Below are 22,792 nucleotides of genomic sequence, written 5' to 3'. Positions count from 1 at the left end.
AAAGTCCTACCTTATGATTCTATTTTATCTGGGCCGAGCGCTAACATTTTATCTCGAAACATAGCGGCCTTTTCAAAATCCAAGTCGGATGCAAATCGTAACATCTCTCGTTTTAATGCATCACGTAACTTGTCTTTGGTTTTGTATTTCTTCAGGGTAAATTCTTTTTCCATTTCCCTGAGAGCCTCTTCCTTACTATCCTCTTCTGCCATTTCACGTGGGAGGATATCATGAATTTCTTTAATGATACTTTGAGGAGTGATCCCCATTGCCGTGTTGTGTGCTTCCTGGATTAGACGGCGTCGTTCCGTTTCACTGATTGCTTTTTTAATCGAATCAGTCATTCGGTCGGCATATAAAATTGCCTTTCCATTCACATTCCTTGCAGCCCGTCCAATGGTTTGGATGAGTGATTTATAATTCCTGAGGAACCCTTCTTTGTCCGCATCCAAAATGGCAACAAGCGAAACCTCTGGAATGTCCAAACCTTCTCTCAGTAAATTAATCCCTACAATACAATCATACACACCTTTACGTAGGTCTCTGATGATCTCTGTTCGTTCGATGGTATCAATTTCGGAATGAAGGTAAGCAATTTTTAAACCCACTTCTTTGTAATAATCAGTGAGATCCTCTGACATCTTCTTTGTCAAAGTGGTGATGAGAATCCTTTCCTTATTTTCAATTCGCAATCGAATTTCGTTTAATAAATCCTCGATTTGGTTGGAAGTGGGACGAACCTCTACTACCGGGTCAAGTAATCCTGTCGGACGAATGATTTGTTCTATGACCGCTTCGCTTTTATCAATTTCTTTTTGATCCGGAGTGGCCGAAACATACAAAGTCATTGGTGTAAGAGTTTCGAATTCCTCAAAATTCAAAGGTCGATTGTCGAGGGCACTCGGGAGGCGAAACCCAAAATCAACTAATGTTAATTTTCTAGACCTATCTCCTGCATACATCCCTCCAATTTGAGGTAAGGTTACATGGGATTCATCAATGATGAGTAAAAAATCCAAGTTGGGAAAATAATCCAGTAAACAAGCCGGCCTTTCCCCTTCTTCCCTTCCTGTTAGGTGACGAGAATAGTTTTCGATTCCACTACAATAACCAAGTTCCACAAGCATTTCCATATCATAGTTGGTTCTGGATTCAATGCGTTCGGCTTCTAAATGTTTTCCCTGTTTTAGAAATTTATCCTTTTGTTCCGCCATCTCCGCTTTAATTTTTTCGATGGCATCTTTGATTTTTGGACCAGAGGTGATGAAGTGTTTTGCCGGATATACAACCACTCGGTCGAGTTTGGTTTTTACCTTTCCCGTAAGTGGATCAATTTTTGATAATCCGTCAATTTCGTCCCCGAATAACTCAATCCGAATTCCCTCTTCTTGGTAAGAAGGCATAATTTCAATGGTATCACCACGAACACGAAAATTTCCTCGGCTGAAGTCAATATCGTTTCTTGCGTATTGGATGTGTAAAAACTTACGAATGATTTGGTCTCTATCGATTTTATCACCGATTTTTAACATCACCACTGAGTTCATATAATCCTCAGGTGATCCTAAACCATAAATACAAGAGACAGAACTTACGATAATGACATCATCACGTTCGAGTAAACTGGAAGTAGCACGTAATCTAAGTTTGTCGATCTCTTCATTCATTGACATATCCTTTTCAATGAATGTATCTGAAGATGGAACGTATGCTTCTGGTTGGTAATAATCGTAATAAGAAACAAAATACTCTACAGCATTTTCAGGAAAAAACTCTTTGAATTCGCGAAAGAGCTGCGCGGCAAGAGTTTTGTTATGAGAAAGGATCAGTGTTGGTTTTTTGACCCGAGTGATGACCTCTGCCATGGTAAAGGTCTTTCCAGATCCAGTCACACCGACAAGAGTCACTTTATTTTTACCATCACCAAAGGACTGAGCAATATTTTCGATTGCTTTGACCTGGTCTCCGGCAGCCTTAAAAGGAGAAACCATTTTGAAATTTGCCATAGGAACCTATGTTAGTTTACGAGTTGCTTTCAGTATAGCTTGTTTTCGATTGTCGCTGATTTCTAAATCAACGGAATCAAAAAGTTTTTGCATGACCATCATACCACGCATGAGTGTTGCTGTGGAAGAAAACTTACCTCTCTGGATATCATCTTCTAGATTAAAGTCTTTTACAGTATTGATCATTTCAATGGTAAAGGTATTGTGTTTGTCGATTTTAAAAATCACTTCCACACCACCGCCATCACCATACTTCGCTGCATTTTCTACCGCTTCCACGGTGGCGATACAAAGATCCATCCGTAACTCTTCTTGGATCCCATTGCGTTTTAAAAAATAATCAAGCCTTGCCCTTACATATTGCATAGGATTGTAAGGAAGTGCACCCAAAATGACAAACTGTTCCGTTGTTCCCATCTTACGAATGATAGGTGAAGTTTCAGGAAGTAGATACTCTCTCGGATCGATAGGGTTGGTGGTGATGATTCCGTCTTTGATTAAATCTTCAAGGAGAGAAGTGATGACTTCTAAAGTGGTATTGGGATTATCCTTGAATTTTCGTTGGGTTTCCATAAACACCCAAGAGTGAAAATCGTTCACATTCCCCGAGAGGCCATTGGAGAACAAAGTCTTCACTTCTTTCTCTAACTCAGTTCTGGAGAGAGGGAACGGCATATATTCCCATTTCAACGGGAACGGAGGAGTTGTAAATTGTTTTATCCTTTGGGATTAGTCCGCGTTTTTTCTTGGCGCAGTGCTTCATAAAGTACAATGGCAACTGCATTGGAAAGATTGATGGAACGACTTACCTCTGCCATAGGTAAGGAAATAATCTGTTCTGGGGGACAGGACTTATGGATTTCTTCGGGGAGCCCTGAGGTTTCCCTCCCGAATAAAAAGACATCCGTCTTCTGGAAGTCCACATCCCAGTACAGTTTGGTACCAAATTTAGAAACGAGGAAAATACGGCTCCCTTCTGCCTCTTTTTTGGATCGAAACTCTTCATAATCTGCAAATCGACGAAGATCCAAATCCTTCCAATAATCCAGGCCGGCCCGCCTTACGGCTTTTTCCGAAAGGTCAAAAGACGGCTCCCCCACAATGGAGAGAGGGACTCCCACATTTACACAGAGTCTGGCGATATTCCCTGTGTTAGGTGGGATTTCAGGACGATAAAGTGCGATCTCCAAATCGTGAATTACTTTTTGTTCTTTTTTTCCAAAGATTTTTGCAGAGCCAATCCAAAACTAGAGACTGCCCCCGGTGTCTCTTCTTTGGACATATACTCTTGGTATTCCATCCGATCTTTGGCTTCACTGGCTTTGGAAATCGACAAAGCAATTTGTCTTTTTTCTGGATTGATTTCCATCACAAAAACTTCTAACTTTTGGCCGGGATTGAATACGGTATTGAGTGGAGTGCGCGAGGGAACTCCAGATTCTTTGTTGGGAACAAGACCAGTAAAATCATCACCTAACCGAACAAAAAGTCCAAATGGTTTGATTGACTCTAAAGTTCCGGATACAATATCAGATTCTTTGAAGGGAAGTTTTCCAGACCAAGGATCACTTAAAAAATCTTTTACACTGAGAGAGATTTTATTCGTAACCCAGTCCAGTGTTAGGATTTTGGCACGAAGTGTTTCCCCTACGCGGAATTCAGTTGTGAGATCGGCATTTTTTTTGTAAGTTGCTTCCGATTGAGGAACCAAAGCATCAAACCCGTCCATATCCACAATGAGTCCAAATTTATGAATGCTTTTGACTGTGCAGGAAACAAACATCCCAGCTTTCAATTCATCACGTAACAGTTGCTTTTTGGTTTCTCTTTCTTTATCAGCAATTTTTTTCTGGGACAAAACGATTTTGTTTTGTTTTTTCCCAATTTCTGAAATCACAAATTTAATACGTTTGCCGGCGATGTTAGTTCCTTTTAAAGAACCATCTAATTGGCTAAAGGGAACAAAAGCAGAATGGCTTCCTAGTTTGACATCCCATCCACCATTTGCCTCTACTAACATTTGGCCAAGCACTGGGATTTCGTATTGGGATGCCATCTCCATATGTTCTTCTGTTAGGTTATCTCCAGAAAGACAGGTGGTAAAATAAAAATCACCAGAGTTTTCTTTCAGAAAATATACAACAAGAGAGTCGGAAACCTTCGGCAAAACTTCTTCTCTCCATTCTTCGGTAGAAATATTTCCTAAGATTTTATTTTCTGAAGTACGAATGAATACATAATCATTCTTAACAGCTGTTACTTTAGCTTCATGACGTGAGCCAGGTTCAATGGATTGTCTTTTTTTAAAACTTTCTTCTAATAAACGGTCAAATTCTGAGGATGGGCCTTTCATTTTGTGGTTCCTTCCTTGGTGGGTTTTGGGGTATAGACCAGTTTTCCTCCTAATACCATGGATTCAATTGGAAATATTCCGGAAGCGCGCTTCAAAGGATTTTCGTTATGAACGGAAAAATGGGCGGGTCCTCCAACGCGAATCCTTCCTCCATGGTCGGCTCCGAGAAAATTGCAGGTCTTCACTGTCAAAGTTTGGATGATCTCCCTACGAATCTGCGGTAAGGATTCTGGATCAGCATTTGTAGAAAGAAGACTAGGGGAAAAAGAACCAAATAGGGAGGCCCAAAATCCTGGACGGTTTGATGCTAAATCCAACTTTCTTTCTTTTGGTTTGGTTAGGAGAGACTCCCAAAGTCCGACCTCAACTATGGCAGCTTGCCCAGGAAAAAGTCCCCAATGCCCAGCCCCACTGGCAAAAAGTAGGTTCTTTCTCGCTTCCGCTTCGGTTTGGAAAGTGGACTGGTATTGTGAAAAATCATTGGAGCTAAAATCGGACCCGGCTTCCTCCGCGGACGATTCCAAAGCCAAAGAATCCTTCCATCTAGATCCAAACACCGAATGGAGGCGTGACCAGTTTTCTGACTCTTTTTTCCATTCCTCCGGTTTCTGTTTTAAGTTTTGAAGATACAAAACAGAAAGCATGGGTGCCCAAAGAAAATCTCGTTTTTGGGCTCGGTACAAGTTTGTACCTTCTGGCATCGGATGGAAAATAACAGCAAAACCAGTATCCAAAGCATCTTCCCAGCTGGTTTTGTCTGAGAAAGTGTAGGCAATGGGAAGGAATCCTTTTTCCTCTCCTTCTCTCCGTTTAGAAAAAAGCTCTGTCTGTGAAAATCCTCGGTTATCGGCTTCTTTCAAAAAAATGGGGAGGTGGCGGTTCCTTTTGGAATCGGGAACATGGGTAAGACCAGAAGTATACAAGGCCCCTTCCCCAATGGACAATTCAGAATAGAGAGCTGGTTTTTGGGATTGGACGAGGATGGGGGAAAACCATTTTGATTTAACGATTTCGTTTTGTACTGGGGTGAGTCCTGGATCTCCCACGGACTCAATATGGCTAAATCCAGCAGCCAAATATCCCGAAAGATAGGTCGGAAGTTCATCTCGGCCGGTTTTTCCGCCCATGGAATCAGCCCCAATGGTGACAGAAGCATCACAAAATCCGGGCAATAAGTACTTAGGTTGTACAATAGGTGTCCCCTCTTTTAAAGAAAGGATTTTGCCTTGAACCACCTCTAAATCGACAAATCCGCCAAAATTGGCTTTTTCACTGTCCCAGATCCGAACCGATTTCATTTTCAAATTTTGAGACAAAAGTATCGTGGGGGCAAAAGCCGATAGAAATAAGGAGAGGAATAGAAGCCTGCGGTTTTTCATACTAGCGGTCTTAGTTACCTTGACAGTAAGGACTAGAATGGAAAAGATTTCGGGTATGGGAAAGGAAACAAGCGAGATTTCTGATCACATCAAATTACACATCGAAAATGGGAAAATTCTCTCGCTAAAGACTCACCGGGTCTCCAAATCCGTAGAGGAGCACATCAAGGAAGCCGTTGGTCTCATCTTAGATCGCCTTACCTATCCCACTCTTGTCCCTACTCTTTACACCATCATTAAAGAACTGGCCATCAATGCCTGCAAAGCCAATCAAAAACGTGTCTTTTTTGAAGAACGCGGGTACAGTATGCTAAACCCTTCGCAATATGCGAGAGGGGTCAGAGAATACCGCGAGATGTTTTCCGAAGAGATGTCCAATGAATTTGGAATGAAAGCCAAAAAGAAAGGATACTACTGCTTAATTAATTTTAAATTTAATGATGATGGAATCATCATCGAAGTCATCAACAACACACCTATTGCCAAGGAAGAAGAAAAAGCAATCCGCGAACGATTGGAGAAAGGGATGGTGTATGATGACATCGCTCAGTTCTACATGGACAATGCGGATACCACGGAAGGAGCAGGCCTTGGACTTGCCCTAATTCTCATTATGTTAAAAGGGGAAGGTATCGACCCCAATTTCTTTCGTATCATCATCGGAGAAGATTCCACCATTGCCAGGTTGGAAATTCCACTCTCTGATAAGTTCATCTCTGTCCGCGACCCCAATCAAATTTAAATTATGCCCCTTCCTTTATCTTGTGCCATCATTACTCTCAACGAAGAGGATAACATTTCTCGCACGCTCGAGGCCCTTTCTTTTATAGAAGATATTGTTGTGATCGATTCTGGTTCTACAGACAAAACAGTTGAGATTGCTAAATCTTTAGGTGCTCGTGTTTTTTTTCGTAAGTTCGTCAACTACGCGGATCAAAAAAACTTTGCTATCGAACAAACAAAATACGATTGGGTGCTTGCCATTGATGCGGACGAAGTGGTATCAGATGGCTTAAAATCGGAAATCACAGAACTCTTCACGGACAACAAGTTACAATCTGTTGGTTATCTAGTTCCGCGTTTGACTTATTATTTAGGAAAATGGATTCGATTTGGCGGATACTATCCCAACTATCAAATTCGTTTGTTTAAAAAAACTGCCGGAGAGTTTAGCGGTGGTTTGGTGCATGAAAGAGTAAAACTCATCGGAAAACCAATCAAATTAAAAAACCCACTTTTTCACTATTCTTATAAAAACATATCCGATCATTTACAATTCATAGATCGTTATTCTAGTTTGTTTGCTGAGGAAGAGTTTAGAAAGGGAAAACGAAGTTCCGTTTTCTGGGCTTTTTTAAAGGCCTGTTTTAAAGGATTTTATATGTATTGGATTCGGTTGGGAATCCTAGATGGGAAACAAGGGTTTGTTCTCGCCCTACTAGGATTTTATTATAATTTTCTTAAATACTTAAAGTTATATGAAAAATCGAAATCAATCTCTTCTTTCTTTGTTATGGTTGATGCGGTTCATGATGTAAAGAGCAGTAAATCCACCAAGAAAGATGGCAACCAAGTTCACGTTGGATAATTGAGTAGACCCAATTTTTGGTGACATGAGCCACATGATGATATCACGAATGTAGGTTTGGAAGGTTGCAAAAACGATCAACGCACCAATTCCAGCTACGAATGTGGATCCCCAAAATTTTCCGAGTAAGTCTTTACGTTTATAATAATAAAAATAATAGGCACAGGCTGCGGATGCGAGAAAAAAGAATAAAATATCTACGAGAATGGTCCACGGTTCTGATGGTGCGGCAAGTGGTAATGAAATCATTGTTCTTGTACCTTTCTATTACCTATTTTCGGTAAGCAGTTCGTAAGTCCATAAGATAAAAAAGAGGTTTTCCTTGTATTCAAAACACACAGAGATATTTGGCATCTTGGGATATCCCTTAGGACATACCCTTTCTCCTTGGATTCATAACACTCTTTTCCAACTCACTGGATATGATGGAGTGTATTTAGTTTTTGAAAACCAAAACTGGAAAGAGATAGGTTTACGTCCCCTGATCGACCTGGGTGTCAAAGGTGTTTCTGTTACCATTCCCTTCAAAGAATGGGCCTATTCACAAGCAAACGATGTTTGTACAACTTCAAAAACAATGGGTTCTTCTAATACACTACTCTTTCGTGAAGGAATCCAAGCGGTAAATACAGACGGAACGGGAGCAGTAAGATCCATCATCAAATCCAACTCCAAACTTTTAGATCCAAAAATAGAAAAACAAATTTTGGTACTTGGGAGTGGCGGAAGCGCAAAAGGAATCCTTTTTGCCATTGCAGAATCTCTCAAACAAAACATTGGAAATGGAAAAATTCAAAGAAAAGTAAAAATTCTCGCAAGAAATGAATCCGCAACCAAAGAAATCTTACAATCGTTAGAAAACCCAGATTGGTTGGGTGTGACTTCGAAAGAGGAAAGCCTAAAAGATGCAGGAAATTATGATCTAATCATTCATACAACTCCTGTGGGAATGAAAGGATTTGGCGGAGAACCCCTTCTCCATAAAAACTTTTTCACCAAGAAACACACGTTATTCGACATAGTTTACAATCCGCTAGAGACTGATTTGGTAAAACAAGCTAAGAAAAAAAAAGCAGAGATCATTCCCGGATACCATATGTTACTTTACCAAGGGATCAGACAATTTGAACTCTTTACAAATTTAGAAGTCAAATCCAAATGGATAGAGAAAGTAGAATCCTTGTTACTAAAACAGCTGAAAAACAGATCCTAAAGATATTGTCTTTCTATTAGAGGTTCAGAGAAGAATTAATCATGTTGTTTTTAGATTTTTTACATAGCCTTCAAAATATAGAAAAAACAAGAAACTTCAATGTCTTTCAGTCCTATTCTTTAGATGGCCTTTCCGAACTTTTCCAATTTGTAAAATCCGAACATGGTGTACACAAACCCATTCGAATCAGTGTAGTCGGAACCAATGGAAAAGGTTCCACCTCACATTACTTAGCCTCTCTATTATCTGTTTTAGGATTCAAAACAGGACTTTATACTTCTCCACACCTACTCTCACCTTTAGAAAGATTTCAAATCTTTAAAGAAGGCAAACCTGCAATTCCGAAGGAAGTGGATGTTGAAACCTTCTTCTCCAAAATCATCCTTCCCAATTTAGAAAAATTTAGGTCACTTTCCTATTTCGAATTTTTGACGGTATTTTCTTACCTCTACTTTGCCGCAGAAAAAACAGAATTCGAAATTTGGGAAGCAGGGCTTGGGGGAAGACTCGATGCCACAAAACTGGTTGAGGCAGACTTTCTTGTACTCACAAAAATTGGATTGGACCATTCTGAAATTTTAGGTGATACCAAAGAAAAAATTTGTTTAGAAAAGTTAGGAATTCTAACAGAAGTTTGCCGAAAGTTGGTAGCAATGGATCCAGAGGACAACTCCCTCCGAACCATCATTCAAAATTTTTCGGGAAACAAAACAAGGCTTCAGATCCTCCCTCTCGAAAAAAAACCAACCTATCTAGAAACCAACTTTCTCTTTTCCAAAACTACCCTTAGCGATCTGTTTCCAGAATTCGAACCCAAACTAAAATCCATTTCCTTTGAAAGAATAGGCCGACCAAAAGGACGAATGGAAGTTTTAAACAAATCTCCTGAAATTGTTTTTGATCCCGCCCACAATCCAGTAGCCATCACCACCACTACCCTTGAGTTTTCTCTGACTCATCAATCGTTTGTGATTGTTTTGGGTAGTCTACCCGACAAAGACCGAGAAGGGATTTTGTTAGCACTGGAAAATCTCCCACTCGAGTCTCTTTATCTTTGGGAGGGCCCAGGTTTTGGATCTTTTTCCGAACTTCCAGAAGCCCTAAAAACAAAAACTGTCCGGGTTCAGACCGAAGAGGAGTTAAAAGCCCTATTCCAAGGCAGATCTCCGGTTTTGGTGTTAGGAAGTTTTCGGTTGTATGGAATTGTGGCAAATTTGATACAAAATACAATAAACATGTAAAATTAAACTTTACAAATGAATCCTGAACGACATTGTTCTTTTAGGAAACAACGTTCAGGACCATGCAAACTCCCAAAGAACATACAAGAAAAGAAATCTTACAAGCGGCTCGAGAGGAATTCATCCAACTCGGTTTTGAGAAGGCAAGTATGCGAACCATTGCCAAAAAAGCAAAAGTCTCCACGAGTAATATCTACAATTACTTTGAAAACAAGGAACACCTTCTAACAGAGATTTTACAACCGGTGCTTTCAGGAATGGAGAAAGCTTTTGCTTATGTTTCCCATCCAGATTATTTCGAAAAAAGATTTAACGACAGTTATGATGCTTGGAAAGAGAGATTCCACATTGCACTCGAATACGTAGACTCCAATCGAGATGATTTTATCCTTCTGTTAACCAAATCACAAGGTTCTCATTTGGAAGAATTTCCCGATACGGTTCTCACCCGTCTTACAAAAATCAATTTTGAACAATATACTTCCTTCAAAGAAAAAACACCAAGTTACAAGGGAGAAGTCAGTGAGTTTGTTGTCAGAAACATCCTTTCTTTCTTTCTAAATATCTTCGTCCAAATGGTACGACAAGGAATTCCCAAAGACGATATGTTGTTCTATCAGGATAGTTTCCTTAAATTTTTACACTACGGATACAAAGGATCGATTGCCTCTGATCTGAGTTGATTCAATCTGGTTCTCGATGGGAACCGGATACAAAATCAAAATCTGTGGAATCAAAGACCTGGCCACACTCGAACTTTGTGTGGACCTCCAGGTCGATTTTGTCGGCCTAAACTTCTCCCCACGTTCCCCAAGACAGATCCACGAAGGAACTGCCGAAAGTTTACTCAAAATCAGAAACAAACCTGGATTCCCTAAATTAGTATTTTTATTTTTTGAAAACTCTCCGACCGAAATTCAAAGTTTAAAGGATAAGTTCCAACCAGACCTCATCCAACTCATTCGTGGTGATAAATTTCTCACAACAGAACTTTGGGAGAACTTAACGGAAAAAAAATCACTCCTACCTGCCATTCGTATCCAAGAAAAGGTAACTTCTGATGAAGATCTAGAACCTAAATCCGATTTAGTCATCTTAGATAGTTACAAAAAAGATTTTGGTGGCGGAACGGGTCATAGTTTTCCTTGGGAGTATGTAACGTCCGTAAAACGACCCTTCTTACTTGCTGGCGGAATTACCCCAACCAATGTAAAATCCGCTTTAGAAACAGTCCATCCTTATGGAATCGATGTGGCAAGCGGGGTCGAAACCGATGAAAAAAAAGATCCAAATAAAATAAAAGAATTGGTACACAATGTCCGAACACTATGAAGCATTGAACACTCCGGTCATGCGCCAGTACACGGAAGTGAAAGAACAACATCCTGATGGGATTGTATTCTTTCGTATGGGTGATTTTTATGAAATGTTTTTGGACGATGCAAAAATTGCCGCGCAGATTTTAGACATCACTCTTACCAAACGCCAAAACCAAATTCCAATGGCGGGGATTCCTTACCATGCTACGGAAAGTTATATATCAAGACTCATTGCAGCTGGTAAAAAAGTAGTGGTTTGTGAACAAACAAAACCAGAAGATCCCAAAGCCAAAATCATGTCGAGGGAAGTGGTGCGGATCATCACACCAGGAACAGTGGTGGAGGACAACCTTCTTGGTGGATACCAAAACAACTATTTGTCTTTATACTACAAAGAAAAAACATCCGTTTACTTAGCGTTTGCTGACGTTTCCACTTCCGAACTTTTATATTTCTTTTTTTCAGAAAATGAAACAGAAAGAATCAACGATACCATCAAACGATTTTCTCCCAAAGAGATTATTTACACAGATGAATTACCGCCACTCGCCAGAGAGTCAAAAATAATCCTTTCCAAAATTCCTCCGGACTACTTACCCAAAAAAAAGGGCGCTGGGATTGATACCGTAGTCCATGTTCTGGATGCTTATCTTCAATACAATTACCGCAAACAAAACTTTGTTTTTAAATCACCCAGACGAATTGATGAAAACGAATATTTGATTTTAGATGAACAAACCGTTTCCCATTTAGAGTTAGTAGAAAATCCAAATGATAAAAATCATACTTTATTTGGAGTTCTCAACCGATGTATTACGGCCACCGGCAAAAGGTATCTCAAACAAAGAATTTTATTTCCTACACGAGATGAAAACAAAATCAAATCTCATTGGGACAAAATAGAAATTCTATCAGCCAACAAAAAAGAAAGATTCCAAATCAAAGAATTGTTAGGTGATTTGATTGATTTGGAGCGAGTTCTCACTCGTTTTCGCGTAGGGAAAGCCCTGCCTCGTGACTTCCGAGGGATTGATAAAAGTTTAGAATCTACAACAAATATCAAAACCATATTAGATGGAATTGGTTATGATTTTTCAAAACTTCCCAAAGAACTAAACACTTTGTCGAAAGTTTTTTTTGATACTCTCTTTGAAGGAGAACTTCCTGTATTTTTAGGAAATTCTCCATTTTTAAAATCGGGATTCAATAAAGAATACGATGATGCCATCCTTGCCCGCGAAAAAGGAAAAGATTGGATTTTGGAATTGGAAGAGAAGGAAAAAAAAGCCTCAGGCATTTCCTCTTTAAAGATTCGTTACAATAAAATCCTCGGATACTTTATTGAAATTTCCAAAGCACAGGCGAAAGAAGTTCCCGCACATTTTTTAAAAAAACAAACCTTAGTGACAGGAGAAAGATTTACGTCTCCTGAATTAGAAGAATTAGAACGAGCTATCCTACAAGCAGATGAAATTATCGAAAGGATTGAAAAAGAAAAATTCGAAGAATTAGTCGCACATTGTATTTCTCTTTATGAAGAATTTCTAACTCTTTCCACAGAAGTGGCCTCTTTAGATTACCATCTATCACTTACGGAAACAAAAGAAGAATACCAATGGACAAGGCCTGAGATTCGTAATGATGGAATCTTAAACTATTCCGAATCCCGCCATCCTGTTGTGGAAACTTTTTTACCTATTGGTGAACGTTTTGTACCCAATAGTTTAGAACTCAATCCCAAAGACAACGCCATTGCCGTGTTAACTGGTCCGAATATGGCCGGTAAATCCACTTTTATGCGCCAAATTGCAATCAACCAAATTCTATTCCAAATGGGATCTTATGTTCCGGCAAAAAAAGCATCTCTTGCCGTTGTGGATAGGATCTTCACTCGGATTGGTTCGGGGGATAACCTCACAAAGGGTGAGTCTACTTTTTTTGTAGAGATGAAAGAGACCGCTACCATCCTCAATCAATTCTCAGAAAACAGCCTCATTCTCTTTGATGAAGTGGGCCGGGGAACCTCCACCTATGACGGACTATCCATCGCTTGGGCCATTTTAGAATTTTTGACTCTTAAATTCCCCAAACCAAAAACCATTTTTGCTACTCATTATCATGAGTTGACGGAACTCGAAAAAGGAAATGGAATCTTTAATTTGTATTTGGATACGTTTGAAAAAGAAGGAGAAATCCTATTCTTAAAAAAAGTCAAACGCGGAAAATCCAAACAATCATTTGGAATCTACGTTGCAAAACTTGCAGGAATTCCTGAATCCGTTTCGGATCGAGCCAAAGAAATCCTTTTTGGTTTGGAATCCAAAAAACGAGAAATCAAAATTAAAAATGAAGAACCAAGTTTGTTTGCTGGTCTTATGGAGAGTCCATCGACCAATCTTTCAGCTAACGAAGAAAAGGTATTGAAAAGATTAAAACAAATTGATCCAAACAAAATTCCCCCGATGGAAGCTTTGTCAATTTTGGATGAATTAAAACGTATCCTCAAAGAGAAAGACTAAAGCCGATAGATCGGTAAAATCAATCCAATTTGTGATTTGGTCTTTTAACCCTTGTTTAGCGTGGATTCCAATTCCAATGCCTGCAGCACCGAGCATCAGTGCATCATTTGCTCCATCACCAACGGCAACCACTTGTTCGAGAGGAATCGAAAGTTCTTTTGCATACTTTTTTAAATAGAATTCTTTTTTTTCCCTGTTGATGATCTCACCAAAAATTTCTCCGGTAAAAACACCATTCACTTCTTCTAATCCATTGGCCTTGTAAAAACCCACAGGATACTTTTCAGAAAATAATTTTAATACCGGACTAAACCCACCACTAAGGATTCCTAGTTTGGATGCATTTGCTGGAACAAACTGAAATACCTTTTCCATTCCATCATTCAGTGTTAATAGATCATACACTTCTTTAAAACTTTCTTTTGAAAGACCAGAGAGATGTTTCACACGCAGACGTAAAGCTTCGTCAAATCCCATTCCACCTTCCATGGCTTGTTTCGTGACAGTGGCAACTGCCTCATACACTCCATGTTTTCTTGCCAACTCATCAATGACTTCTTCTTTGATGACAGTGGAATCCATATCAAATACAAAAAGAGATTCTTTATTTTTTGGTAACAAAGAACCTACTGATAAAAAATCTATTTGGTCTTTTGCCAATTGGTTTCGAATGGAAAGAACTTCCTCTCTCTTCAGAGATTCCTTTTGTAAGATTCGTACACAATGTAATCCAAATCGTTCTGCACGAAATATTTGAGAATCCGTGATGGAAAAAGTTTCATCAGTCGATGGGTGGGAAGGATCGGACTTAGTATCGGGGAAGGTTTTCGAAAGAATGGAATCAGAAATAGGGAAACGAGAGATAAGAAGAAGTGAATTCATTTTATTTTTGTAGATAAGGTCGTAATTTTTTACCCCAAATTTCATATCCTTTTTCATTAAAATGGAGAACATCACCATTGGGGCGATAAAACTCTTCTCTTAATGTAGGAACGTCAGGATTTCTCATAATGTCCCAAACCTCAATGTATTCTACATTTTTGGTTGTACGAGCCAATTGGTTTAAAAACAAATTGAATACAGGAACTATTTGATTGAGTTCCTTAACTCGAGTGGGAGGAACGGCTAACAAAATTACTTTTGTATTTCGATTCTTAGTATGGATTTTTTGCACGATTGATTGTAAGTTGTTTTGTACTAAACTAAGGCACTTACCTTCTCGAAAGTCGTTCCCACCAATTTCAATGACAATGGTATCAGGATGAAGGACAAGAACATCCTCCTCAATGCGAGTGAAGAGAGTTTCTGTAATATCACCACCTATCCCTCGATTGGTGACAACCCTTCCAGGAAATTCTTTTCTCATAAGTTCGGGTAAAAATAAATGTACCAAACTATCACCAGCAAATACAACGTCCGATTTTTTGATTGTTGCATTTTCCGTTGCAAATAACAAACGCATGGGGATCCAAGCGTTCTCTATATACTTTTTAAAGTTAGAGTCGTCTCGCCACCCTGGCTCTGCAAAACACTTAAAATTGGTATCGAAATAATCTCGTTTCGAGTATGATTTACAATCGGTTACACTCGAAACCAGGGCAAGGATCATGCCCCATCGGAGGAAGAATTTAATCCTGTTCTTGTGGTTCATTCATTCGGAAGCGCTTTTGCCAATCTTTGATTTGGGCCTGCGCATATTCTTCCGTGTCACAAATCCGGAACTCAATCGGGTTGTTTGTGGTTGTCTCGATGAGTTTGGCTTCGATATACCCGTTCTTTAACTTGGTTGTCTCAATGCGATATCTCATCTGAATAGCTCCAAAAACCAGGATTTAATTACCACGTATCTTTGCAATCTCTTCTAAAGTTTCATCTTCCTTGTATTTTCCAAAGAGGAAGATGGCCAAAATACAGAATGCAGAGGCAAGAGGACCAGTCAGACGGACGCCTAGCTCCCCTCCCGCTTCTTCTTCTTCTTCGACTTTACAAATGGTAGATTCCTTACTTATTTTTACCTCAACTTCTGGATTTTTTTTCACTTCAAGTTTGGAATCGGAGACAGAGGGAGCAATGATTCCCGTTACGTTAGGGGATGCGTTTTTCTTTGTTTCACGATCAAGCCCAAGCAGGATGACAGTGCTAAAGATAAGTACTGCCAGTGTTTGTCCCAACTTTTGCATAAAAGTTCTTCCCGCATAAAACAAACCCTCTCGCCTGGAGCCAGTTTTTAGCGAATCTAGTTCAGCAATATCAGCCAAAATGGCATTCGGTAAAATCCCAAGGATGGCAATGGGAACCGCCGCAATGGTTACGATCAAATAACCTTGGATATGCGGTGATAATGGCAAACTATCTTTCCCAATAAAATAAATGGAAAGGAACAACGCGAGAAAAACATAAAATCCGATTAATACAGTTCTTTTCTTGCCAATCTTTCGTGCGACCCAATTGACCACAGGATAAAAGGCAAAGGAAACTAGTAACATCACAGTGAGTAGTTGTGTGACAAACTCTCGTTCCAGTTCTAAAAGAACGGTTACATAATAAGAAATCCCTGTAGTGAGAATGGTGAGAGCGAGAAAATAACAAAGATCACTTAAGGCGAAATACAGAAAATTCTTATTTTTGAATGTAAGTAGGATGGCTTCTTTAAAAGGAACACTTGAGGCTTCCGACTCGCAATAGGTTTTTTCATGGATAGAAAACACGGGAAAATACATACAAATGGCGGCAAAGGCACATAAAATTCCCAAAGCATATTGGCGAGAATACAAAGTTTGAAGGGAACCATCCGCATCAAAAACAAAGTTGGACTTTAAGACACCAGCAATCATAGGTTCCGTTGAAGCGATAATGATCCCCAGTGCATAAGTCACAGAAATATAAGTAGAAAGGTTTAACCTTTCTTCTGGGGTATGCCCAAGCTCAGGAATGAGAGCAAAGAAAGGAGTCACATAGATGGTTAAAAATAGGTAAAAAAGCAACATACAACCCGTCATCCAAACCAGGTTGGTTGTAGAGACAAAGTGATGAGGAGGGACAAAGATTAACCAACAAAAGACGGCTGCCGGGATTCCACCGAGGAAAAGAAAGGGAATCCTTCGTCCGAACCGAGAAGTAAACCTATCCGAAGAATTGGCGATGACAGGATCTGTGAATGCATCCCACAACCGACCAACAGCTGCCACAACCCCAATGGTGGACAGTCCCCAGAAGGCCATTGTTTCAATTAGATCAGGGAAACATTCTTGGCCTGGTTTTGGAGCCGGCGGGAGATAGAAGTAAACTTGATGGAGACCAATGATGTTGATCAGTGTGGACCAACCCAATTGGCCAATCGCATAACTGATTTGTTTTCGAAATGGTAAAGATGGTTTTCGCATGTTTCTCACTAGAGGCGGTAAAGTAGGAGCATACTACCGCCAAAAGTAAAAAAGGCAAACTACTTTTTGTGTTTATAGAGCTCTGGAAAATTTTTCTCGTCGTAAAGGGATCCAACTTCATATTCATCCCATCCTTCTGGAACACCTTCTGTAAACTCAGGCACCATAGAACAGTCACGAATTAAGTTCATGGTCTGAACCATTTCACTTCCTTTTACGTTTAAGTATCCTTCAGCAAACAATGAATTGGCTACAAATAGAGCCATGGATTGTAAAGAACCCAAATGGCCTTCTCTTCCCGCACCAATTCGAATTTCTGAATCTGGATTCACCAATCGAAATACAGATAAAACTCGGATACAAAACTCTGGAGTGAGTGATGACTTCTGAATGGCATGGCCTTTGATAGGGATAAAAAAGTTAACAGGGATAGATATAACGCCAAGTCGTTTCAATTCAAAAGCAACTTGTACAAGATCTTTCAATTCCTCTCCCATACCCACGATGATCCCGGAACAAAGTCCGATATCAGCTTCTTTTGCCGCCTCAAGCGTTGTTAGTCGGTCTTTGAAAGTATGAGTGGAACAAATTTCATTGTATTTAGATTCTGAAGTGTTGAGGTTATGATTGTATCGGTCAAGACCTGCGTCTTTTAAGGTCCGAGCTTTTTTTGCATCCAAAATTCCTGCAGACAAACAAACCTTCATTCCAAGTTCTCCATTGATTTTGGAGATGGTTTCTGCGAGTTTATCAACAGCTTTGTCCGTTGGGCCACGGCCCGAAGTTACCATACAAAATCGGTAAGCTCCATTGTCTTTGGCACGTTTTGCATCTTCCCAAATTTCTTCAGGAGATTTTAATGAATACTCTTGGATTCCAGAATCCCCACCTTTTCTTTGAGCACAGTATCCGCAGTCTTCGGGGCAATAACCGTTTTTGATATTATCTAATATATGAATGCGAACACGATTGGTATAATAACGATTTCGTTCTTCCGCCGCACGAGCGACAACCGAAAGCAAAGGGGTTTTTCCTTCTAGGATTTCAAATGCTTCCGCTTCCGTAATTAAGGAAGGTGCTTGGGAAACTGTTTTTTCTTGGACTTCTGCAATCATGGAAACAAGTTCCCCGCGACCTCAACCTGTGTAAACGAAGAAAATCGCTTCGTATATTTAGTCTCAATCTGATTCGGCAAAACTAAGCAGGGTTTGTTCCAATCCGAAAAAAATTTGATCGAGGGAGTCTTCCGAAATTGTATAAGGTGGAGTGATGTATATCGTACGGCCAAGGGGACGGATCAGGATGCGAAATTCCTTCATTTTCTCTCGAATCCTTTTTCCAATAGGATTCAAATATTCATCTTCAGCAATGGTTTCCTGGAACTCAAATGCAAAGATCCCACCCATCACTCGAATATTTTTGATTCGGTTTCCCAATTTTTTCTGGAATGGTTCTATTCGTTTTTGTAACGAGATCTCAAGTTGTTTCACAAGGGTAAGCCCGGTTTCCTGCAAAAGTTTTACTGACGCATAACCTACGCTACATGCAAGTGGATTTCCTGTCATAGTATGAGCATGAAAAAAAGCACGATAAGGATCTTTTGATAAAAATTGTTCGTAAATGAATTTTGAAACTAAGGTAACACCTAGTGGTAACATTCCTCCCGTTAGACCTTTTGCCAACACGAGCAAATCAGGTTTCACTTCCGCCTTTTGGTAAGCAAAAAAATCACCGAGTCTTCCCATTCCCGTAAACACTTCATCAAAGATAAGAAGGGTATTCGTTGCAGTTGCAAGCTCTCTTAGTTTGACTAAAACCTTTTTATCATAAAACAACATCCCATTGGCACCAAAAACAAGTGGTTCAATGACAATCCCAACATATTCTTTTTGTTTGATCGCCAGTTCCAAATCGGACAAACACTCCGTATGACAACTGTTCGCAGTTTTCCCCCAAGGACAAAACATACAATTAGGAGCAGGAAATTCTTTAGTAGGAAATCTAAGTTCAGAATAAATCCGATTGAAATAATTTTTTCCAGAAACATTCATAGCTCCAATGCTATCCCCATGATAGGAATTAGAAAATACAAGGAACTCTGATCTTGGTTTGAAATCAGGATGGTTTTGATAAAATTGAACGGAAAGTTTTAAGGCAATTTCTATTGCATTAGATCCATTATCGGAATAAAAAACTTTATGAAATTCAGAATTGGTTAGTTCTAACAAAACTGTTGATAGAGATTCTGCTGCTGGATGGATATGGCCGGCAAGTATGATATGATCCAGTTCTTTTAGTTGTGCCTCTAAAGCCGATACGAGTTTAGGATGGCGATGCCCAAAAATCATTGTCCACCAACTCGCGATAGCATCAATCCAGGAATTCCCTTCTGAATCGATGACAAACTCATCCGTTGCCTTAACTATATTGATTAAGGTTTCTCCTTCCTCTTGGATGGTTAAAGGAACCCAGGTATTTGTTTCGATTGGATTAGAATTCATCTTCTGGATTTAGAATTGTATCAATGACATTACGGTTGGTATCAAAATGATTGTTGGCAAATGTAATAAACTCATCTGGTGATAATTTTTGTTCAGGAAAATTGGTAATACCAAGACAGGGAGCACCACCTAATCTTTGTATTGTTTCGGCATTGTCTGTTTGGAGAGGAGTTTTTTGTCCGACTAAATAAAACCCAAGAACGGGAATGAACCGACCAATCAGTGCATCTAAAGTCAAAAGTGTATGATTGATGGTTCCAAGTTCCGTGGATCCAATCACAATTACAGGGAAATTACTTTCCTGGATCCCTCTTATGGTTAAGTAGTCATCCGTTAAAGGAACAAAAACTCCCCCAGCCCCTTCCACGAGAATGTTCGTTTTTCTTTCCTTGGTTAAGGCATTCAGCAAAAATTTTGGATCCAAAATTTTACCTTCGTGTTTGGAGGCATAATGTGGACTTGCTGGTGTGATGAATTCATAAACTGGCTTCAGGAAAAATGAATCTCTTAGGTCTGTGGTTTTTTGAATGAATTCGGTATCGCCGGCACTGGTGGCACCAGTTTGAATCGGTTTCCAATATCGAAATTCATAACTTTTTGCGTATTTAGCCATAAACAAACTGGAAAAAAATGTTTTCCCAATGTCCGTTCCCGTACCCGTTACGTAAAAAGCTTGGCCCATACGGATCAAGTTTTATCAATTCCAGACCCCGTCTATCCGATTTATATAGGAGAGGCTTTATGCAACTTCCCCTTTGGAAATCAATTCTCAAACGTGACGAAAACCCGATAACGGAGATTTCACATTTTTTACGCGAAACGGCTATCTTTGAAGGTATGTCTCGCCGAACTTTACGGGAAGTCGCGAGGCTCATCCACAAACGTAAGTATTATGCCGGTGAAACCATTTTTTATCAAGGCCAAGCGGGGACTGGAGTGTATCTCATTCTACAAGGAAAAGTAGAAATTTATTCAGAAAGAGAAGGAGTCACATTAAAACTCGCCGAACTAGAAAAAGGTGCTTTTTTTGGTGAACTTGCCCTCTTCCAAGACTTTCCAAGATCAGCAACTGCTGTCGCACTTGTTGATTCTATTTTACTTGGATTTTTCCAACCAGAGCTAAAAACTCTATTAGAAACAAAACCAAGAGTTGGAAATGATCTACTCCTTAGTTTTGCATCCATCATCGCGGATAGACTTCGCAAAACAAATGATACACTCGAAGCTGCTTATTTCAAAAGTAAAAAGAATAAATCCAAATGAGCACTAAAGAAAATACTATCTCTTCCTTAATTTTGCGAAGTGCTTTTTTTGGGCTCATCATACTCACAGCGCTCATTGGAATCATTGGAGTAAAGTTTTTAGCGATCCCCCTTCTTATCTCAGGAATCCATTTTTACGTCTTCCACGGGATTGTGGATTATTTTGAATCGAGAGGAATCCATAGAGCCATCACCATTATTTTTATTTTTTCTTTTTTAATTGTGGGAGCTTATTGGTTTTTAGCATTCTATTTACCAAACCTATTTGAAAAGGCACAACCCATTGTCTCAGAGTGGTCGGTCAAAATGGATGATCCGAATTTTCAATTGTTTGATTTTAATAAACTTCCCGTACTTTCCAAAAATCCAGAACTTTGGAAAAAAATCATCAACCCAGAAGAAGTTGCTAAAATGGCTACAAGTAACTTAGAAGAATTTTTAAGAGAGATGGTAGTTATGATTCCTACTTTTATCAGTTGGATGATCATCATTCCTATCATCAGTTTCTTTTTACTATTGGATGCGAATTTAATTTACAAAACGATGATTAGTTTTATACCCAATCGTTTTTTTGAAATGTTTCTAATGGTATTTTATCGTATGAACCAACAAATCACTAGTTACTTAAAAAGTTTAGTGATCCAATGTGGAATCATGGCTATCGTTGCATCTCTTGGTTTTTATATTGTTGGAGTAAAATTCTTTTTTCTATTTGGGATTTTTCTCGGAGTGGCCAATTCGATTCCTTATTTAGGCCCACTGATTGGAGCGATTCCCCCTATTTTGTTTTCGATTCTTTTTCCTGAGATGTCACCCTCTATTGGTTCCATTGCTTCTGTTGTAGTTGTAGCGCAGTTAGTTGACAATGCGATTGTACAACCAGTAGTCATTGCCAATGCGGTCTCTCTCCATCCACTTGCGATTCTTATTGGGATTGCTGTTGGTGGAAACTTTTTTGGAATTTTTGGAATGTTACTCGCCATTCCCGTTTTGTCTATTCTCAAAGTTACGATTGGGATTCTTTACCACGCACTGAAAGAACACCAAATTATATAATTTAAAATTATGGAAAAAGACGTGTAGAGAATAGAAATTCTACACGTGTGTCATTCTTCTCGTTTATTCCACTTACCTAATTCAGAAAATACAATCCCGAAGAGAGTAAGACCAGAACCAATCGCTCCTACAACCCCCAACCTCTCACCTAATACTAAATAAGCGAGAAAAAAAGAAAACACAGGTTCCATACTATAAAGTAATCCTGCTCTTGCCGGTGGGACTGCCTTTTGGTATCTGGTTTGGATTTGTGTAGTGAAGATCGTAGCAAAAACGGAAGTATAAATGATTCCGATCCAAAACTTCATATCGAATTGGATGGATACCGATTGATTTAATAATATTGATTCTACAGGGAATAATGTTGTGGAAACAACAGCGATGAGAAGGATTTCAAACGAAACTAAAATTTGTGCAGGAATTTTTTTACTAAAAATATCAATGAGGATGATATAAATGGCAAAGAAAAAAGCACCAATCAGAGTCAGTCCATCACCCAACCCAAAGCCAGTGGTCTGAAGGATTTCTTCGTAGGTTTTTCCGTTTTGTGAAATTAAAAATAATCCAGCCACTACAATCAAAACGGCAATCCAAGTGCGTAGCGAAGGTAACTTTCTTTCAATGGCAATTTGTAACAAGGGAACAAACACAACATAGGCACCCGTCATAAATCCAGACTGCGTGGCTGTTGTATAAACAAGTCCGATGGTTTGGAAGGCATAACCTAAAAGCGCTGCAAGTGCCACAAGAAAAGCCGGAAAAATATAATCCCACCTTCTGTTGGCTTTGGAAAATAAAGTTTTACGATACAGCAGTAAAGTGATGATTCCTGCGAGCCAAAACCGAACCGCTAAAAATAGGAAGGGTGGCACCGAATCTAGTGCAAGTTTGATGACCACAAAGGTTCCACCCCAAAGAATGGCGGCAATCACCAAAAAGAGTTCTGGAGTGAAGATCCTGGACATAAAAGTC

General features: G+C 39.4%; 23 protein-coding genes. 9 read left to right on the top strand and 14 right to left on the bottom strand.

Annotated features, from left to right (window positions below; translation table 11 throughout):
- Window positions 1-11: 11 nt before the first annotated feature.
- From uvrB to EHQ70_RS12320, 5 genes are read right to left on the bottom strand one after another with little or no spacing between them, the layout of a single operon-like run.
- Window positions 12-2,006 carry an excinuclease ABC subunit UvrB gene (gene uvrB, locus EHQ70_RS12340; protein ID WP_135586816.1) on the bottom strand — a complete coding sequence of 665 codons (1,995 nt, stop codon included), beginning with the start codon at window positions 2,004-2,006 and terminating at the stop codon, window positions 12-14.
- Between the two features lie 6 nt (window positions 2,007-2,012).
- Window positions 2,013-2,681 carry an ATP-binding protein gene (locus EHQ70_RS12335; protein ID WP_135586815.1) on the bottom strand — a complete coding sequence of 223 codons (669 nt, stop codon included), beginning with the start codon at window positions 2,679-2,681 and terminating at the stop codon, window positions 2,013-2,015.
- 41 nt (window positions 2,682-2,722) lie between these two features.
- Window positions 2,723-3,196: a tRNA (cytidine(34)-2'-O)-methyltransferase gene (locus tag EHQ70_RS12330; RefSeq protein WP_135586813.1), complete on the bottom strand. Its 474-nt coding sequence runs from the start codon at window positions 3,194-3,196 to the stop codon at window positions 2,723-2,725.
- 8 nt (window positions 3,197-3,204) lie between these two features.
- Window positions 3,205-4,359, bottom strand: a complete 1,155-nt coding sequence (locus tag EHQ70_RS12325; RefSeq protein ID WP_135586811.1) for a S1 RNA-binding domain-containing protein — start codon at window positions 4,357-4,359, stop codon at window positions 3,205-3,207.
- Complete coding sequence (locus EHQ70_RS12320; RefSeq protein ID WP_135586809.1) at window positions 4,356-5,738, bottom strand: hypothetical protein; 1,383 nt, start codon at window positions 5,736-5,738, stop codon at window positions 4,356-4,358. The genes EHQ70_RS12325 and EHQ70_RS12320 overlap by 4 nt, the downstream gene beginning before the upstream one ends.
- A 37-nt stretch (window positions 5,739-5,775) precedes the next feature.
- On the opposite strand from EHQ70_RS12320, the gene EHQ70_RS12315 reads away from it, so the two are divergent.
- Complete coding sequence (locus EHQ70_RS12315) at window positions 5,776-6,480, top strand: histidine kinase (protein WP_135586807.1); 705 nt, start codon at window positions 5,776-5,778, stop codon at window positions 6,478-6,480.
- Window positions 6,481-6,483: 3 nt separating this feature from the next.
- Window positions 6,484-7,326: a glycosyltransferase family 2 protein gene (locus EHQ70_RS12310; RefSeq protein WP_135586805.1), complete on the top strand. Its 843-nt coding sequence runs from the start codon at window positions 6,484-6,486 to the stop codon at window positions 7,324-7,326.
- On the opposite strand, the gene EHQ70_RS12305 is transcribed toward EHQ70_RS12310, so the two are convergent.
- Window positions 7,231-7,575 (bottom strand): hypothetical protein, encoded by a 345-nt coding sequence (locus EHQ70_RS12305; RefSeq protein WP_040917277.1) that lies wholly within the window; start codon window positions 7,573-7,575, stop codon window positions 7,231-7,233. The two genes, EHQ70_RS12310 and EHQ70_RS12305, sit on opposite strands and share 96 nt — an antisense overlap.
- A gap of 73 nt (window positions 7,576-7,648) precedes the next feature.
- Between EHQ70_RS12305 and EHQ70_RS12300 the strand changes: the two genes are divergently transcribed.
- From EHQ70_RS12300 to mutS, 5 genes are all read left to right on the top strand, one after another.
- Entirely contained in the window at window positions 7,649-8,539 is an 891-nt protein-coding gene (locus EHQ70_RS12300) for a shikimate dehydrogenase family protein (RefSeq protein ID WP_135586803.1), read from the top strand.
- A gap of 41 nt (window positions 8,540-8,580) precedes the next feature.
- Entirely contained in the window at window positions 8,581-9,780 is a 1,200-nt protein-coding gene (locus tag EHQ70_RS12295; RefSeq protein WP_135586801.1) for a Mur ligase family protein, read from the top strand.
- Between the two features lie 62 nt (window positions 9,781-9,842).
- Window positions 9,843-10,463, top strand: a complete 621-nt coding sequence (locus EHQ70_RS12290; protein ID WP_135586799.1) for a TetR/AcrR family transcriptional regulator — start codon at window positions 9,843-9,845, stop codon at window positions 10,461-10,463.
- A gap of 16 nt (window positions 10,464-10,479) precedes the next feature.
- The gene (locus EHQ70_RS12285; RefSeq protein ID WP_135586798.1) at window positions 10,480-11,112 is read left to right on the top strand and encodes a phosphoribosylanthranilate isomerase; all 633 of its coding nucleotides are present in this window, start codon (window positions 10,480-10,482) and stop codon (window positions 11,110-11,112) included.
- The gene (mutS, locus tag EHQ70_RS12280; protein ID WP_135586796.1) at window positions 11,096-13,618 is read left to right on the top strand and encodes a DNA mismatch repair protein MutS; all 2,523 of its coding nucleotides are present in this window, start codon (window positions 11,096-11,098) and stop codon (window positions 13,616-13,618) included. The genes EHQ70_RS12285 and mutS overlap by 17 nt, the downstream gene beginning before the upstream one ends.
- Here the strand turns inward: mutS and serB are convergent.
- From serB to bioD, 7 genes are all read right to left on the bottom strand, one after another.
- On the bottom strand, window positions 13,589-14,500 hold the full coding sequence (gene serB, locus EHQ70_RS12275) for a phosphoserine phosphatase SerB (protein WP_135586794.1): 912 nt from the start codon (window positions 14,498-14,500) through the stop codon (window positions 13,589-13,591). The genes mutS and serB overlap by 30 nt on opposite strands.
- Before the next feature lies 1 nt (window position 14,501).
- Complete coding sequence (locus tag EHQ70_RS12270) at window positions 14,502-15,227, bottom strand: GDSL-type esterase/lipase family protein (protein WP_135586792.1); 726 nt, start codon at window positions 15,225-15,227, stop codon at window positions 14,502-14,504.
- Window positions 15,228-15,246: 19 nt separating this feature from the next.
- Window positions 15,247-15,426, bottom strand: a complete 180-nt coding sequence (locus tag EHQ70_RS12265; protein WP_002975048.1) for a hypothetical protein — start codon at window positions 15,424-15,426, stop codon at window positions 15,247-15,249.
- A gap of 24 nt (window positions 15,427-15,450) precedes the next feature.
- Entirely contained in the window at window positions 15,451-17,001 is a 1,551-nt protein-coding gene (locus EHQ70_RS12260) for an MFS transporter (RefSeq protein WP_244288328.1), read from the bottom strand.
- Window positions 17,002-17,060: 59 nt separating this feature from the next.
- On the bottom strand, window positions 17,061-18,116 hold the full coding sequence (gene bioB / locus EHQ70_RS12255) for a biotin synthase BioB (RefSeq protein WP_135586791.1): 1,056 nt from the start codon (window positions 18,114-18,116) through the stop codon (window positions 17,061-17,063).
- A 63-nt stretch (window positions 18,117-18,179) separates the two neighbouring features.
- Window positions 18,180-19,502 (bottom strand): adenosylmethionine--8-amino-7-oxononanoate transaminase, encoded by a 1,323-nt coding sequence (gene bioA, locus EHQ70_RS12250; RefSeq protein WP_135586789.1) that lies wholly within the window; start codon window positions 19,500-19,502, stop codon window positions 18,180-18,182.
- Complete coding sequence (bioD, locus tag EHQ70_RS12245) at window positions 19,492-20,184, bottom strand: dethiobiotin synthase (RefSeq protein ID WP_135586787.1); 693 nt, start codon at window positions 20,182-20,184, stop codon at window positions 19,492-19,494. The genes bioA and bioD overlap by 11 nt, the downstream gene beginning before the upstream one ends.
- A gap of 59 nt (window positions 20,185-20,243) precedes the next feature.
- On the opposite strand from bioD, the gene EHQ70_RS12240 reads away from it, so the two are divergent.
- Both EHQ70_RS12240 and EHQ70_RS12235 read left to right on the top strand, forming a co-directional pair.
- Complete coding sequence (locus EHQ70_RS12240) at window positions 20,244-20,765, top strand: cyclic nucleotide-binding domain-containing protein (protein WP_135586785.1); 522 nt, start codon at window positions 20,244-20,246, stop codon at window positions 20,763-20,765.
- Window positions 20,762-21,820, top strand: a complete 1,059-nt coding sequence (locus EHQ70_RS12235; RefSeq protein ID WP_135586783.1) for an AI-2E family transporter — start codon at window positions 20,762-20,764, stop codon at window positions 21,818-21,820. Before EHQ70_RS12240 ends, EHQ70_RS12235 begins: the two co-directional genes overlap by 4 nt.
- Window positions 21,821-21,870: 50 nt before the next feature.
- On the opposite strand, the gene EHQ70_RS12230 is transcribed toward EHQ70_RS12235, so the two are convergent.
- Window positions 21,871-22,785 carry a DMT family transporter gene (locus EHQ70_RS12230; RefSeq protein ID WP_135586781.1) on the bottom strand — a complete coding sequence of 305 codons (915 nt, stop codon included), beginning with the start codon at window positions 22,783-22,785 and terminating at the stop codon, window positions 21,871-21,873.
- Between the last annotated feature and the right edge of the window lie 7 nt (window positions 22,786-22,792).

The organism is Leptospira congkakensis, assembly GCF_004770265.1.
In the GTDB taxonomy this organism is placed as follows: Bacteria; Spirochaetota; Leptospiria; order Leptospirales; family Leptospiraceae; genus Leptospira_A; species Leptospira_A congkakensis.
This window is presented reverse-complemented; position numbering and strand designations above follow the sequence as displayed.